At 60.9% G+C, this 14132-nt stretch carries 12 protein-coding genes; 5 read left to right on the plus strand and 7 right to left on the minus strand.

Annotated elements, in window-relative coordinates; all coding sequences use genetic code 11:
* Positions 1 to 49: 49 nt before the first annotated feature.
* From B0G83_RS18940 to B0G83_RS18950, 3 genes are all read left to right on the plus strand, one after another.
* Positions 50 to 934: a LysR family transcriptional regulator gene (locus tag B0G83_RS18940; protein WP_105508902.1), complete on the plus strand. Its 885-nt coding sequence runs from the start codon at positions 50 to 52 to the stop codon at positions 932 to 934.
* Positions 935 to 1019: 85 nt separating this feature from the next.
* Positions 1020 to 2093, plus strand: coding sequence for a MerR family transcriptional regulator (locus B0G83_RS18945; RefSeq protein ID WP_105508903.1), 1074 nt, complete (start codon positions 1020 to 1022; stop codon positions 2091 to 2093).
* A gap of 143 nt (positions 2094 to 2236) precedes the next feature.
* Positions 2237 to 3364, plus strand: coding sequence for an aminotransferase class V-fold PLP-dependent enzyme (locus tag B0G83_RS18950; protein ID WP_105508904.1), 1128 nt, complete (start codon positions 2237 to 2239; stop codon positions 3362 to 3364).
* A 106-nt stretch (positions 3365 to 3470) separates the two neighbouring features.
* Here B0G83_RS18950 and B0G83_RS18955 read toward each other — a convergent pair whose 3' ends face one another.
* From B0G83_RS18955 to B0G83_RS18965, 3 genes are all read right to left on the minus strand, one after another.
* Complete coding sequence (locus B0G83_RS18955; RefSeq protein WP_105508905.1) at positions 3471 to 4112, minus strand: dihydrofolate reductase family protein; 642 nt, start codon at positions 4110 to 4112, stop codon at positions 3471 to 3473.
* Between the two features lie 328 nt (positions 4113 to 4440).
* Positions 4441 to 5244, minus strand: a complete 804-nt coding sequence (locus tag B0G83_RS18960; protein ID WP_105508906.1) for an alpha/beta fold hydrolase — start codon at positions 5242 to 5244, stop codon at positions 4441 to 4443.
* A gap of 244 nt (positions 5245 to 5488) precedes the next feature.
* Positions 5489 to 6373 carry an SDR family oxidoreductase gene (locus B0G83_RS18965; RefSeq protein WP_105508907.1) on the minus strand — a complete coding sequence of 295 codons (885 nt, stop codon included), beginning with the start codon at positions 6371 to 6373 and terminating at the stop codon, positions 5489 to 5491.
* Positions 6374 to 6478: 105 nt separating this feature from the next.
* On the opposite strand from B0G83_RS18965, the gene B0G83_RS18970 reads away from it, so the two are divergent.
* A complete protein-coding gene (locus B0G83_RS18970) occupies positions 6479 to 6898 on the plus strand; it encodes a helix-turn-helix domain-containing protein (protein ID WP_105508909.1) in 420 nt (139 codons plus the stop codon).
* A 117-nt stretch (positions 6899 to 7015) separates the two neighbouring features.
* A complete protein-coding gene (locus B0G83_RS18975) occupies positions 7016 to 8680 on the plus strand; it encodes an ABC-F family ATP-binding cassette domain-containing protein (protein WP_105508910.1) in 1665 nt (554 codons plus the stop codon).
* 57 nt (positions 8681 to 8737) lie between these two features.
* Here the strand turns inward: B0G83_RS18975 and B0G83_RS18980 are convergent, their stop codons facing one another.
* From B0G83_RS18980 to B0G83_RS18995, 4 genes are all read right to left on the minus strand, one after another.
* Positions 8738 to 9757: a questin oxidase family protein gene (locus B0G83_RS18980; RefSeq protein ID WP_105508911.1), complete on the minus strand. Its 1020-nt coding sequence runs from the start codon at positions 9755 to 9757 to the stop codon at positions 8738 to 8740.
* Positions 9758 to 9768: 11 nt separating this feature from the next.
* The gene (prpF, locus tag B0G83_RS18985; RefSeq protein ID WP_105508958.1) at positions 9769 to 10962 is read right to left on the minus strand and encodes a 2-methylaconitate cis-trans isomerase PrpF; all 1194 of its coding nucleotides are present in this window, start codon (positions 10960 to 10962) and stop codon (positions 9769 to 9771) included.
* A 169-nt stretch (positions 10963 to 11131) separates the two neighbouring features.
* On the minus strand, positions 11132 to 13729 hold the full coding sequence (acnD, locus tag B0G83_RS18990; protein WP_105508912.1) for a Fe/S-dependent 2-methylisocitrate dehydratase AcnD: 2598 nt from the start codon (positions 13727 to 13729) through the stop codon (positions 11132 to 11134).
* Positions 13730 to 14000: 271 nt separating this feature from the next.
* Positions 14001 to 14132, minus strand: a 132-nt coding sequence (locus B0G83_RS18995) for a citrate/2-methylcitrate synthase (protein ID WP_308701473.1), incomplete at its 5' end; no start/stop codon positions are given.

Below are 14132 nucleotides of genomic sequence, written 5' to 3' on the forward strand. Positions count from 1 at the left end.
AGCTTGCAGTCTAGAGGGCTCTCTGGTTTCATAGAAACGAATAGTTCTAATGGAAGCTAGAAGCGAGCCTAATATCTTGAGCCTCTCACTCGAAATCGATCTGCTGCGTTCGTTTGTCGTGATTGCCGAGGTCAGGGCGCTGAGTCGTGCTGCCAACCGGATCGGGCGGACCCAGTCGGCATTGAGTCAGCAGATGAAGCGCCTCGAAGAAATCGTCGATCAACCGCTGTTACAACGCACGGGTCGCGGGGTCGTGCTGACGAATCCCGGTGAACGGCTGCTGGTCCACGCTCAGCGCATTTTGCGACTGCACGACGAGGCGATGGCGGATCTTTCAGGAAAGGGGCTATCGGGGACGATCCGTTTCGGCTGCCCGGACGACTATGCCGCCGTTTTTCTGCCACATTTGCTGCGGCAATTTTCCAGTCAGCATCCGCAGGCTCTGGTGGAGGTCATATGCGCCCCCACGCCGCGTTTGCGTGAACAGCTCGAGATGCACGCGCTGGATCTGGCGATGATTTCACTGCCGGAAGATGCGACCGATTCAACCATCATTCGCCGGGAGCCGCTGGTTTGGGTCGGCGGACCGGGAATGGATGCCGCGCATTTCGATCCGCTGCCGTTGGCGCTGTCGGATCCGGACACGCTCGATCATGTGGCCGCATGCGAAGCGCTGCAACGTGTGGGAAGGCGTTATCGCATTGCCTATGCCAGTAGCAGTCTTGCCGGCCTCACGGCTTTGGTGCGATCAGGACAGGCTTTCGCGGTGATTACGCAGACGGCGGTTGCTTCGGATCTCTGCGTCATCGGCGATGATCCGCAGTTGCCGGTTTTGCCTGCGATCGGCATCACGCTGAAGTTCGAGCGGGATCGGCCCTCGCATTTGACCATGGCGTTCGCGGAGCATATTCGCGTGACGTTGCCGTTGCTTTGACGTGACTCTTGCGCCATTTTGTTGACCCGGCCCCAGGGGCCGCCCTCATGCTTGCCGCAACGGATTAACAGAAAGAGGTGACTGAATGAGCTATTCCGCCCCGTGTCTGAACGCATCGGAAGCGGCCAGTCAGCTCGGTGTGTCGATCAAGGCGCTGCGGCTATATGAGCAGCAGGGACTGGTCACTCCGGGCCGAACGGCAGCCGGCTATCGCGTGTATGGTCCGAACGAAATGGATCGCGCCGGCGAAATCGTGGCGCTGCGTGCGCTAGGCCTCAGTCTTGCCCAGGTCGCGCGCGTGCTGGATGGCGATCCGCAAAGTCTGGCCATTGCATTGGCGACGCACGAGACCGTATTGACTGAGGAACTTCAGGAACTGGTTCAGAAGCTGGACAGAATCCGGCGCGTCCGCGCCGATCTCGCGCGTGGTCGGATGCCAGGTGATGGAGAGTTGACCCGACTCATCGATCGAACGGGAATTAGCGTGAAATTCGCGCTTCCGTGGCCTTGGGGCGGTGAACATTTCGAACTTCGCGACATTCGTCCGCTTAACTACATCATCGGTTCTCTGGGCAGCGGCAAAACCAGGCTGGCGCTTCGTCTCGCGGAGACTTTGCCTGACGCGGTATTCCTTGGCCTGGATCGGCTGCAGGATCGAGGCGCCGCGGCGCTCAAGCTGCTGGAAGCCGATACGGCGTTAAAGTCACGCGTCGATCGGGCCGTGGAATGGCTGATCGATGAGGGCGCAACTGAATCGGAAGCATTGACGATCCTGCTTGTCGCTCTGGAAGCGGACGGCGCGGCCGCACAGGTTGTCGATATGGTCGAACAGGGCCTCGACGCCGTCACCCAGGAAGCGTTGATCACGTTTCTTCGCCTCCGTGCGAGCGCCGGTGCGCGGCCTCTTTTCCTGATGACACGCTCGTCGGCGATTCTGGATCTGACAGCGGTCGGACCTGACGAAGCGATCATTCTTTGTCCCGCGAATCACAGTGCGCCGGTTCGCGTGGCGCCTTACCCCGGCGCACCGGGGTATGAAGCGGTTGCGACCTGCCTCGCGACGCCTGAGGTAAGGGCGCGGATCGCGTGTCAGCCTGAAGCAACTGCTGGCGCGGCTACAATCCCTAAACCCCAAGCCCACGCCCCACGGGACAGCTAGCCACCGCTTGCGAAAGGCAGCCGGGTTTGAAGCAGAGTACGAGGACGGCTCCAACCATGCCAGAATGCTTTTGGCCGCCACCCCAGGTGGTTTAGCTAGAATCAGTTTTCGATGCTTATATTCGTCTATAAACGGAGACAAACGTGCCAGGCTTACTTCCCGATGTCGACCGCGAGGGGCTCCTCGAATATTCAGTCGTGTACACCGACCGATCAATCAATCACATGTCGCAACTCTTCCAGGGAGTCATGCGCGACATTTCCGGTTCCCTGAAAAAAGTCTACAACGCGAAGTCGGCCATTGTCGTCCCGGGCAGCGGGACGTTCGGCATGGAAGCGGTTGCCCGGCAGTTCGCCACGAACAAGAAGTGTCTTGTCGTTCGCAATGGCTGGTTCAGTTTTCGCTGGTCGCAGATTTTCGACATGGGCGGCATTCCGTCGGAGTCGATCGTGCTGAAGGCACGTCCGATCGAACAAGGGAGACAGGCTGCGTACGCACCGCCCCCGATCGAAGACGTCGTCGCGGCGATCAGGGAAAACAAGCCGGATCTGGTGTTTGCGCCGCATGTCGAGACCGCATCCGGAATCATGCTGCCGGACGCCTATTTGCGTGCGGTGGCCGATGCCGTGCATGACGTCGGCGGCATGTTTGTACTGGATTGCATTGCCTCCGGCACGGTCTGGGTCGATATGAAGGCGAGCGGCGTCGACGTCCTGATCAGCGCCCCGCAAAAGGGCTGGAGTGCGTCACCGTGCTGCGGGTTGGTCATGCTTAGCCCGCTGGCCCGCGAAAAAATCGACGCAACCACCAGCAGCAGTTTCGCTTGCGATCTTCGCAAGTGGCTGCAGATCATGGAAGCCTACGAGAACGGCGGGTTCGCGTACCACGCCACGATGCCCACGGACGGGCTCGCGACATTGCGTGACGTCATGAAGGAAACCGAGGCATATGGCTTCGATAAAGTGAGCGCGGAGCAGCTCGAACTCGGCAAGCGCATTCGCTCACTTCTCGCGGACAACGGTTTCAGAAGCGTGGCGGCCGAAGGTTTTGAGGCACCGGGCGTGGTCGTCAGCTATACGGACGACGACGGAATACGATCCGGCAAGAAATTCGCCGACGCCGGCTTGCAGATCGCGCCAGGCGTCCCCCTTCAATGCGACGAGCCTGAAGATTTCAAAACCTTCCGCATCGGGTTATTCGGCCTGGACAAACTGCATGACGTGGAAGGTGCGGTGGCCAGGTTCGCGAAGGCGTTGGGCACTATTGTGTAAAGCGTTCTTGCCAAGTATGTGCGCATTGCTCGTCTGGCGAACAGGCAATGCGCACTATCGGCCAAAGCAGTGCTTCGCCGATCCTGGGCGCCATTAATCGCCATCTTTATTTGGCGAGGACAATGTGCGTGGCTCGCTCCGTCGCCACATGCTCGACGGTCCGATATCCCAACGCGCGAAGATCCAGGCCGCTAAAGAGCGACTCCCCCTGACCGAGCGCAACCGGACCAAGGGCGAGATGAATTTCATCCACGTAGCCGGCCTGAACGTATTGCCTCACGGTCTCGACACCGCCGCCAATCTTGACGTCCTTTCCGCCTGCCGCTTCGCGCGCCTTTTCCAAGGCATTCTCGATACCGTCGGAAACAAAATGAAATGTCGTGCCGCCCAACATTTCAATTGACGGTCGCGGATGATGCGTGAGCACGAAGGTCGGCGCATGGTACGGCGGATTGTCACCCCACCAGCCTTTCCATTGATCGTCCGGCCATTCCCCACGAATCGGACCGAACATGTTGCGACCGAGGATGAAGGCACCGAAACCTTCCATGGCGCGTTGCGCGAATTTGTCGTCAAGGCCGGTGTCGCCGCCTTCTTTGCCCAGCATCTGACAAAAAGTCCGTGTCGGGAAAAACCATTGAAAGATTTCCTCCCCGCGCACACCAAGCGGGTGATCCAGACTTTGGGCGGTTCCCGCGCCAAAGCCGTCGAGCGAGACACTGAACCCGGCTACTCTTACCTTAGTCATTCACCTCTCCGTTGGCGTTTAAGTCGTGTGGCTGTGAAGCCAGACGACAGTTTGGCGTTCTTCCATACGACGCGCGATGCGATGGTAAATCGACAGTGATCGACTCGGTGAAAACCCGGATGCGGAATCTGCGCTGTCGTGTTCAGGTGAATGTGGATCGTGATAAGCGGTTTTTTGGCGATGAAATCAACGGTGGGTGTACTCGCATCGCGACAACATCAACTAACCGGCGTCCGACATGCCGAACTGGTTTGTCGACAATCGCTGCGTGAATTACCGACTTCTCCGCCCAGCAATACGACAAAGCGCGTTTGACGGCCGCTATCCATCAGAGCGCTAATCTCTGGAGAAAGGCATTAGTCACCGACTTACTCTCACTCGGTGCGCTCAGGTGTGGGCAATGTCCGACGTTGTCGACGATGCTGAGCGTGCTGCCCGCAATTGCGTCGTGCATGTACTCGCCGACCGCGACGGGCGCGAGAAGATCGTCGTTCGATTGGACGATCAAGGTGGGCGTGGTCACGCGGGACAGGTCGGCACGGTGGTCGGCGAGAAAGGTCACTCGAGCGAAATGCCTGGCGATCTCCGGATCGGTACGACAGAAGCTGTTCGTCAGCTCATCCGCCAGTTCCGGTTGCCCCGGGGCGCCCATGATCGCCGGTGCCATCGTGCTCGACCAGCCGAGGTAGTTATTTTCAAGCGTTTCCAGCAGCTCTTCGATGTCGGCGCGTTCGAATCCGCCGACATAGCTTCCGTCATTGATAAATGACGGAGACGGACCGATCATGACATTCGCCGCGAAGCGCTCCGGCGACCTGATCGCTGCCAGCATGCCGATCATCGCGCTGACCGAGTGGCCGACAAAGATGACGGGACCGGTCCCTAGTCCATCGATGATGTCCAGTACATCGTCCGCATAGCCTTGCAGCGTGTTGTACCTGGTGCGGCTGTAAGCAGCCAGATCCGACCCACCGCTGCCAACGAGATCGAACAGGACGGTACGGTAACGATCCTCGAAGCCAGGCGCGAAGAGCCGCCACATGTTCTGGTCGCAACCGAATCCATGCGCGAATAGCATGGTCGTTCCGCTTCCGCCGCGCGTATGCACGTTATTTCGCTTTTGCACGTTCATAGCTGCCGAGGATAAAAAAATAGGATCCCATTGTTCCACATGCGTCCTTCAGGCACCCACCATGAGCAGCTTTCAGGGTACAACATTCACGACGAAGGCAAGGTATGCAGCGGTGCGCTAGCGGACGTCCTACACGGTCAAATTTGCCGGACCATCCGCCGAAGGTCGAGGTTAGAAGTTTTAACAGGCAAGGCGGAGATGCTGTTGCTTCACCGAAATGGGTAGCCGACAGCAGTCGATCCGATCACCCGGCATAGCTGGACCTGGCCTCGACCAGATAACTGCCAAGCCGCTTCGGAGAGCGGCCGATGAGCGCTTCGAGATGGTCCGTGACGATGGAAAGATTGCCGGCCCGAACCTCCGCCTCAATAGATACCAATACAGAAACAAACACGTCAGGGACACCCGCCGCTTTGAGCCCCGTGACGAGTTGCTGGTCGGTCACATGAACGACAGCAAGGGGCTTGCCCGTCGCCTGGCGAGCAAGCTCGGCGATCTCTTCATTCGACAGCGCCTCAGGGCCGGTGAGCGTGTAGGTCCTGCTATCGGCAATCGGTGCAGCCAGCGCTGCGGCAATCGCCTCAGCGATCTCCTCTCGTGCGGCGTAGGACGTTCTCCCGCCTTCCGCTGCCGAATGCCACTGCCCGCTTTCCAGCGCGTTGGGGAGCGCCCTGAGGAGATTCTCCTGATACCAGCCGTTTCGGAAAATCACATGCGGCAGACCGGTGGCCTTGATGGTCCGCTCGGTTTCCAGATGGTCCGCCGCGAAGCTTAGACGCGAGCTCTCTGGATTGGGCTGCGACGTATACGCGAGGCGTTCGACGCCCGCATCGACGGCGGCCTGGACCGCATTGCGATGCTGCTTCAGGCGTGTGTCCGCCCCATCCAGCGCATCGGTCGAGACGATAAGGACGGTTCCGGCGCCTTTGAACGCTTCGGTCAAGCCCTGCGGATCTTCAAAATCCGCCTTTCGAACCTGAATGCCGGCCGCTGCGAGGTCGGCAAGTTTCTCGGGACTGCGAGTGCCGGCGATGATGCGGCTGTGCGCCACGCCGCGCGCAAGCAGATGTTTGACGACAAGTTGACCGAGTTGACCGGCTGCACCGGTGACGAAAATCGTATGGCTCATGGCTTGGCCTCGCTTTGAGTGTTAGTCTCGTTTTGAGAGTGTCAAGATAATCAAGCTTCGGCAGGTCTTCGTAAAGAAGGCAGTTTTTGAGGAGATAGTTACCAGATGGGAACCACCACCGCGTCGCCAGGCGCACTCAAAACCAGGCTGGACGAGGCCCGAGCCCAATACGGTCTTTTGACGAATTGCCCGGTGCGCGACGTCATCGATGTCATCGGAGGCCGATGGAGTTCATTGCTGATGATGGCGCTAGCGGAGCAACCACATCGATTCGGCGAACTTCGCCGGTTGGTGCCGGACATTTCGCAGCGAATGCTCACGCAGACACTTCACGAGCTACAGCGCGATGGTTACGTGCATCGTGAGGTCTTTCCCACCAAGCCGCCCGGCGTTGAATACAGCCTGACCGACCTCGGCCGTTCGATGTTCGAGGCGTTGAACGTTCTGATTATGTGGGCTGACGCGAATCATGCCGCGGTCACGGAAGCTCGCCTCGCCTTCGATGGTGAGAAGGAATCGGCGTAGAAAGAGTGGAGTCGCCTTGTGTCCAATCGGCGCCGCCAAGCACCAGCGCGCCCAGATAATAAACAGCCCGGCGCGTCCAGTCGGCTATCATGCGACTCCTCTCCGAAGTAGCTTCCTATGATTTCCGTCCGTAATCTCACCCTGCGCCGCGGCGTCAATGTCGTACTCGACAGCGCATCCGCCACCTTCACCCCTGGTGAAAAAATTGGTCTTGTCGGCCGCAATGGCGCCGGCAAGTCGTCCTTTTTCGGCCTACTCAACGGCACGTTGCACGAAGATAGCGGCGAGTTCTCGATTCCCGCTGCATACCGGATGGGCCAGGTCGCGCAGGACATGCCGGAGACCGAGCAGAGCGCGACGGACTTCGTCGTCGAGGGCGACACCGTGCTGCTGGCCGCGCAGGCCGAAGTCGCCGCCGCCGAGGCTAGCGACGACGGCATGCGCATGGCGCACGCCTACATGGACCTGCACGACGCCGGTGCCCACGACGCCCCCGCACGTGCCCAGGCACTGATCCAGGGTCTTGGCTTCACTGCCGAGCAGCTCAGCCAGCCGGTCAACAGTTTCTCCGGCGGCTGGCGCATGCGACTGCAACTGGCGCGCGCGCTCATGTGCCCGTCCGACCTGCTGCTACTCGACGAGCCGACCAATCACCTGGACCTCGACGCGCTGGTCTGGCTGGAAGCGTGGCTCAAGCGCTATCAGGGAACCATGGTCGTGATCAGCCACGACCGCGAATTCCTCGACGCGGTGACGCAGGTGACGGTGCACGTCGACAACGCCAAGCTCGTGCGTTACGGCGGCAACTACAGCAAGTTCGAAGAGATGCGTGCCGAGCAACTCGTGTTGCAGCAAGCCGCGGTGGCCAAGCAGGCGGACAAGATCGCCCATCTGCAGAAATTCATCGACCGTTTCAAGGCCAAGGCCTCGAAGGCGAAACAGGCGCAGAGCCGGGTCAAGGCGCTCGAACGCATGGAGAAGATTGCACCCGTGCTTGCCGATGCGGAATTCACTTTCGAGTTCAAGGAGCCGCTCAACGTCCCGAACCCGCTGTTGTCGATGCTGGACGCGAGCTTTGGCTACCCCGCGCCGGTCGACGCGCCGCCGGACACGCCGCCCACGGTCATCGTGCGGGGCATCAACCGTTCCGTGCTGGCCGGGCAGCGCATCGGCATTCTCGGTGCCAACGGCCAGGGCAAATCCACGCTGGTGAAGACGGTGGCGCACTCGCTAGCGCCGATTGCCGGCGAAATCAGCGAAGGCAAAGGCCTGAACATCGGCTACTTCGCCCAGCAGGAGCTCGACGTGCTGCGCCCGCTCGACACGCCGATGGAACACATGATCCGTCTCGCCAAGGACACGCCGCCGCAGATGCGCGCGCCCGGCCAGAGCGGCACCGAACAATCGCTTCGCACCTTCCTCGGCACCTTCAACTTCAGCGGCGACATGGTGCATCAGGCTGTACACACAATGAGCGGCGGCGAAAAAGCGCGGCTCGTGTTGTGCATGATCGTGTGGCAACGCCCCAACCTGCTGCTGCTCGACGAGCCGACCAATCACCTCGACCTGGCCACACGCGAAGCGTTAGCCATGGCGCTGAACGAATTCGAAGGCACGGTGATGCTGGTCAGTCACGATCGGGCGCTGTTGCGTGCCGTATGCGATGAATTCTGGCTAGTCACCAAGGGTGGCGTCGAGCCTTTCGACGGCGATCTGGACGATTACCAGCAGTTCCTGCGCGACGAAGCCCGCCGCATACGTGAGGAGGCTGCTGCGGGGTAGGAGGGTATCGCCTGAGATACCTAGGCGAGCGGTGCATGGGGGCGAACGCGGACGCCTCTACCGCCGCTCGCGATCCAATCCCACCACCCGCACCGCCGCCGCAAGATAAACCGCCGATGGCTCCCGACGGTATTCGCAAAGACACGTGTACGCCATCTTGATCACGTGATCGTCGTCCGAAGCCACGGCTAATCGTTGCACGTCACTCCAGCTCACGGCGGACTCAGACACTGCCATTGCCACGCTCGCTGGCCTACCCACGGTTACATAAGCCGCACACAACGCCACCCACAACTCGGGCAACAATCGCTCCGCCATCGCCTCCGGCAACTGCGCAAAAAGAATTCGCGCCGCGTGTGTAGCGGTCACCGTGTGGAGGATCGTGAAATTTCGCGAGCGCCAGTAAGCGGCAATCGTCGCCCGCGCCAGATCATCGAGTAAACCTGCCGAGACTGGCGGCGCAAGGACGGCCTGCTCGAATCGCGCGTCGCTTGCAACAACCCGCAAGCGTGACGTAATCGAACTGCCCTCGACAACGCCACCACCCATTGCGTCGACGACATGTTCAAAACCCGCCTCAACACTTTCCGCGGCACGCCTTTCATCGAACTGCACGTCAACGGGCAGATGCGAAGAGACCAACGCCGCCAGGCTCGAAGCGATCTCACCGGAATGCGCCGCCTCGATGCCATACGCTAACCTGATGAGCGCATGAAAAGCCTGCGTTGCCGGTGCAAACGACACCTCGTTCAGCACGGCCACGATGACCGGAACAGATCCGACTTCTGTGATCCAGTCCAGAAACAATAGACGCAAAGCGCCGAATGCCGCGGCATTGCCCAATTGCCGGGACCATTCTTCACGGGCAATCACCATTTCCACCGGCGGCGCACTCAGCGCGTACTCTCGCTCCCACCTATCGAAGAACGCCTGCAGTCTCTCAGTGGACGCTCCCATCTCGGCCAACGCGACAAGCGCCATCGGACAATGGTTGGTCGTGCCTCTGGCCGCGAGGTCAAATCGGGCGTTCGCATCCAGAAGCTCTTCCAGCTTGAGCCTGACAGGGTCTATCGGCATCTCCACGTCCCTCAATCAATCCCCACACGCGGCACCCGCACCCACCCCTCCATCAATACCCGCGCACTACGGCTCATGATGGCCTTGGTAACGGTCCACTCGCCACCGCTCTCCCGCGCCTCCGCCCCCACTCGCAACGCCCCCGAAGGATGCCCGAATCGCACCGCCTCGCGCTCCCCGCCACCGGCCGCGAGATTCACCAACGTCCCCGAGATCGCAGCCGCGGTGCCGATCGCCACCGCGGCCGTCCCCATCATCGCGTGATGCAGTTTGCCCATCGACATCGCCCGCACCAGCAGATCGACATCTCCCGCCGCAACGCGCTTGCCGCTGGAGGCGACGTAATCCGCCGGCTTCGCAACAAACGCGACCTTCGGCGTATGCTGCCGCGTCGCGATTTCATCGAGCTGCTGGATCAGCCCCATCCGCAAAGCACCGTGCGCACGAATCGTCTCGAACATCGCGAGTGCTTTCTCGTCGCTATTAATCGCGTCCTGCAACTCCGTGCCCTTGTACCCGATCGCTTCCGCTTCGATGAAAATTGTCGGAATGCCCGCATTGATCATGGTCGCCTTCAACGTACCGAGCCCCGGCACGTCAAGGTCGTCCACCAGATTGCCGGTCGGGAACATCGCCCCGCCGCCGCCCTCTTCTTCCGCCGCCGGGTCCATGAATTCAAGCTGAACCTCGGCCGCCGGAAAGGTCACGCCGTCCAGTTCGAAATCGCCGGTCTCCTGCACAGCGCCATCGGTCATCGGCACATGACCAATGATCGTCTTACCGATATTGGCCTGCCAGATCCGCACGATAGCCACACCGTCACGCGGAATCCGGCTTGGATCGACGAGCCCCGCGCTAATCGCGAACGGCCCGACCGCAGCGGAAAGATTGCCGCAATTGCCGCTCCAATCCACAAAAGCCTGATCGATGGACACCTGCCCGAACAGGTAATCGACATCGTGATCGGGCTTGCTGCTTCTGGCGATGATCACCGTCTTGCTGGTGCTCGACGTCGCGCCGCCCATACCGTCGATCTGTTTGCCATACGGATCGGGACTGCCGATCACACGCAGCAGCAACGCGTCGCGCGCGGCACCGGGTACTTGCGCCGACTCGGGCAAATCCTGCAGGCGAAAGAACACACCTTTGCTGGTGCCGCCACGCATATAGGTAGCCGGAATCTTGATCTGGGGTGAGTGGGCCATGAAAGTGTCCTGATATGGGCGAGCGGTATTCGCAAACTCGGCCGCTCGCACCTGCGTTACGTTCGCCGCCAGAAGCCGCATGAAAGCAATAAAACCCCTTCAACACAGTGCCGGCGGCGCAACCAATCCAACCAATAAAACATTAAACAGAAAGGCTGGAAAAGCAGCCTTAAGCCGCCGCCCTCGACGATTCCAGAAAGTCCTGCGCAAAGCGTTGCAACACACCGCCCGCTTCGTAAATGGACACCTCTTCAGCGGTATCGAGGCGGCATGTCACCGGCACATCGACACGCTCTCCGTTCCTGCGATGAATCACGAGCGTCAAATCCGCGCGCGGCTTGCGTTCGCCGATCACGTCGAAAGTCTCGGTTCCGTGGATAGCGAGCGTAAGCCGGTTCACGCCCGGCTTGAACTCCAGCGGCAACACGCCCATGCCGACCAGGTTCGTCCGGTGGATCCGTTCGAAGCCTTCCGCCACGATCGCTTCCGCGCCGGCAAGCCGCACGCCCTTGGCAGCCCAGTCGCGTGACGACCCTTGGCCATAGTCCGCCCCGGCAATCACGATCAACGGCTGCTTGCGCTCCATGTACGTTTCGATGGCTTCCCACATGCGCGTGACCTTGCCATCCGGCTCGATACGCGCTAACGAACCGGCCTTCACCTTGCCGCCCTCGACCACCATCTCGTTCTTCAGCGTCGGATTCGCGAAGGTGGCGCGCTGGGCGGTCAGGTGATCGCCGCGATGCGTCGCGTACGAATTGAAATCCTCTTCCGGCAGGCCCATTTTGGCGAGGTATTCGCCCGACGCGCTATCCAGCAGAATTGCGTTGGAAGGCGACAGGTGATCCGTCGTGATGTTGTCGCCCAGCACGGCGAGCGGACGCATGCCCTTGAGCGTGCGCTCACCCGCCAGCGCGCCTTCCCAATACGGCGGACGTCGAATGTAAGTACTCATCTCACGCCAGTCGTACAGCGGATTCGCCGGCTCGCCGGTATCCACGGACACCGCGAACATCGGCTCGTACACCTTGCGGAATTGCTCCGGCTTCACGCTCGACGCCACGATCGCGTCGATCTCCGCATCGGTCGGCCAGATGTCCTTCAGCGTGACAGCCTGACCTTCGGCATCGACGCCGAGCACATCTTTCTCGATGTCGAAACGGATCGTGCCCGCAATCGCATACGCCACCACCAACGGCGGCGACGCGAGAAACGCCTGCTTCGCGTACGGATGAATCCGGCCGTCGAAATTCCGGTTACCCGACAGCACGGCCGTCGCATACAGATCGCGCTCGACCACCTCCTTCTGAATCACGGGGTCCAGCGCTCCGGACATGCCGTTGCACGACGTGCATGCATACGCGACCACGCCGAAGCCGAGTTGCTCCAGTTCCGGCAGCAAGCCGGCCTCTTCCAGATACAACGTCACCGCTTTCGAACCCGGCGCGAGCGACGTCTTCGCCCACGGCTTGCGAGTCAAGCCGCGCCGGTTCGCATTACGCGCGAGCAGGCCCGCTGCGATCATGTTGCGCGGATTGTTCGTATTCGTGCAGCTGGTGATCGCGGCGATGATCACCGCGCCGTCCGGCATCAACCCCGGCTCGTTCTCCACCTTGCCGCTCACGCCACGCGACGCCAGTTCCGACACCGGCAAACGGCGATGCGGATTCGACGGCCCGGCCAACGTGCGAACCACCGTCGACAGATCGAACGTCAGCACGCGTTCGTACTCGGCGTGCTTCAGGCTATCGGCCCACAAGCCGGTTTCCTTCGCATATGTCTCCACCAGCGTGACGAGTTCGTCGTCGCGGCCGGTAAGCTTCAGGTACTTGATGGTCTGTTCATCGATATAGAACATCGCTGCGGTTGCGCCGAATTCGGGCGCCATATTGGCGATCGTCGCGCGGTCGCCGAGCGTCAGGCTCGCCGTACCCGCGCCATAAAATTCGAGGTACGCGCCGACCACTTTTTCCTTGCGCAGGAATTCCGTCAACGAGAGCACCACATCGGTTGCCGTGATGCCTTCGGCCGGCTTGCCCGTCAGTTCCACACCGACGATATCCGGCAGCCGCATATACGAAGCGCGCCCGAGCATCACGCTCTCCGCTTCGAGTCCGCCCACGCCGATCGCGATCACGCCGAGCGCGTCCACCATCGGCGTATGGGAATCCGTGCCGACCAGCGTATCCGGAAACGCCACGCCGTCTTTCACCTGCACCACCGGGCTCATCCGCTCGAGATTGATCTGGTGCAGGATGCCGTTGCCCGGCGGAATCACGTCGACGTTCTTGAACGCGCGCTTGGTCCAGTTGATGAAGTCGAAGCGGTCTTCGTTACGACGGTCTTCGATCGCGCGGTTCTTCGCGAACGCGTCCGGATCGAAGCCGCCGCATTCCACTGCGAGCGAATGGTCCACCACGAGCTGCGTCGGCACCACCGGGTTGACCATTGCGGGATCGCCGCCTTGCGCGGCAATCGCGTCGCGCAGGCCGGCGAGGTCGACCAGCGCGGTCTGGCCGAGAATGTCGTGACACACCACACGCGCCGGAAACCACGGAAAATCCAGCTCGCGTTTGCGTTCGATGATCTGTTTCAGCGACGCGACCAGCGTCACCGGATCGCAGCGCCGCACGAGATTTTCGGCCAGCACGCGCGAGGTGTACGGCAAGGTGTCGTAAGCGCCCGGCTGGATCGCGTCGATCGCGGCGCGCGTGTCGAAGAAGTCCAGTTGGGTGCCGGGAAGGCGTTTGCGGTTGGCAATATTCATGGCGTAGGGGACGAACAGTAATGATCCGGGGACGACGGCTGGTGCCGGTCGCCATCCGCTGATCCTTTGTTAGCGGCGCCGGGCCGGCGGATCAGTCGGACAGTATGAGTAGTTTAGCTCGCTGTAGCGCGCTGGTTGGCGGTTGGCCGGGTAAACGCGTCGTGGCATGCCGCGGCAAAAAATGACCTTGGCTCGGGGTTCCAGCGAGCCAAGGCCTAACTTCATTGCATCGCGCTCTAGAGACGCAATGGAGGAGAAAACGCAGGCCGTGTTACACGCGCTTCGCGAGCGGCACGAACGGCAGATCGTCCGGTCCGGTGTAATTCGCGCTCGGGCGGATGATCTTGTTGTCGATCCGCTGCTCGATGATGTGCGCGCTCCAGCCGGCCGTGCGGGCAATCAC

This window comes from Paraburkholderia sp. BL21I4N1, assembly GCF_002973525.1.
In the GTDB taxonomy this organism is placed as follows: Bacteria; Pseudomonadota; Gammaproteobacteria; order Burkholderiales; family Burkholderiaceae; genus Paraburkholderia.

Excerpts from the sequence above, each read along its gene's own strand:
- acnD (WP_105508912.1), bottom strand. The coding sequence starts at position 13,729 with ATGAATATTGCCAACCGCAAACGCCTTCCCGGCACCCAACTGGACTTC.
- B0G83_RS18980 (WP_105508911.1), bottom strand. The coding sequence starts at position 9,757 with ATGCCGATAGACCCTGTCAGGCTCAAGCTGGAAGAGCTTCTGGATGCG.
- B0G83_RS18975 (WP_105508910.1), top strand. The coding sequence starts at position 7,016 with ATGATTTCCGTCCGTAATCTCACCCTGCGCCGCGGCGTCAATGTCGTA.
- B0G83_RS18970 (WP_105508909.1), top strand. The coding sequence starts at position 6,479 with ATGGGAACCACCACCGCGTCGCCAGGCGCACTCAAAACCAGGCTGGAC.
- B0G83_RS18945 (WP_105508903.1), top strand. The coding sequence starts at position 1,020 with ATGAGCTATTCCGCCCCGTGTCTGAACGCATCGGAAGCGGCCAGTCAG.
- B0G83_RS18960 (WP_105508906.1), bottom strand. The coding sequence starts at position 5,244 with ATGAACGTGCAAAAGCGAAATAACGTGCATACGCGCGGCGGAAGCGGA.
- B0G83_RS18955 (WP_105508905.1), bottom strand. The coding sequence starts at position 4,112 with ATGACTAAGGTAAGAGTAGCCGGGTTCAGTGTCTCGCTCGACGGCTTT.
- B0G83_RS18940 (WP_105508902.1), top strand. The coding sequence starts at position 50 with ATGGAAGCTAGAAGCGAGCCTAATATCTTGAGCCTCTCACTCGAAATC.
- prpF (WP_105508958.1), bottom strand. The coding sequence starts at position 10,962 with ATGGCCCACTCACCCCAGATCAAGATTCCGGCTACCTATATGCGTGGC.
- B0G83_RS18965 (WP_105508907.1), bottom strand. The coding sequence starts at position 6,373 with ATGAGCCATACGATTTTCGTCACCGGTGCAGCCGGTCAACTCGGTCAA.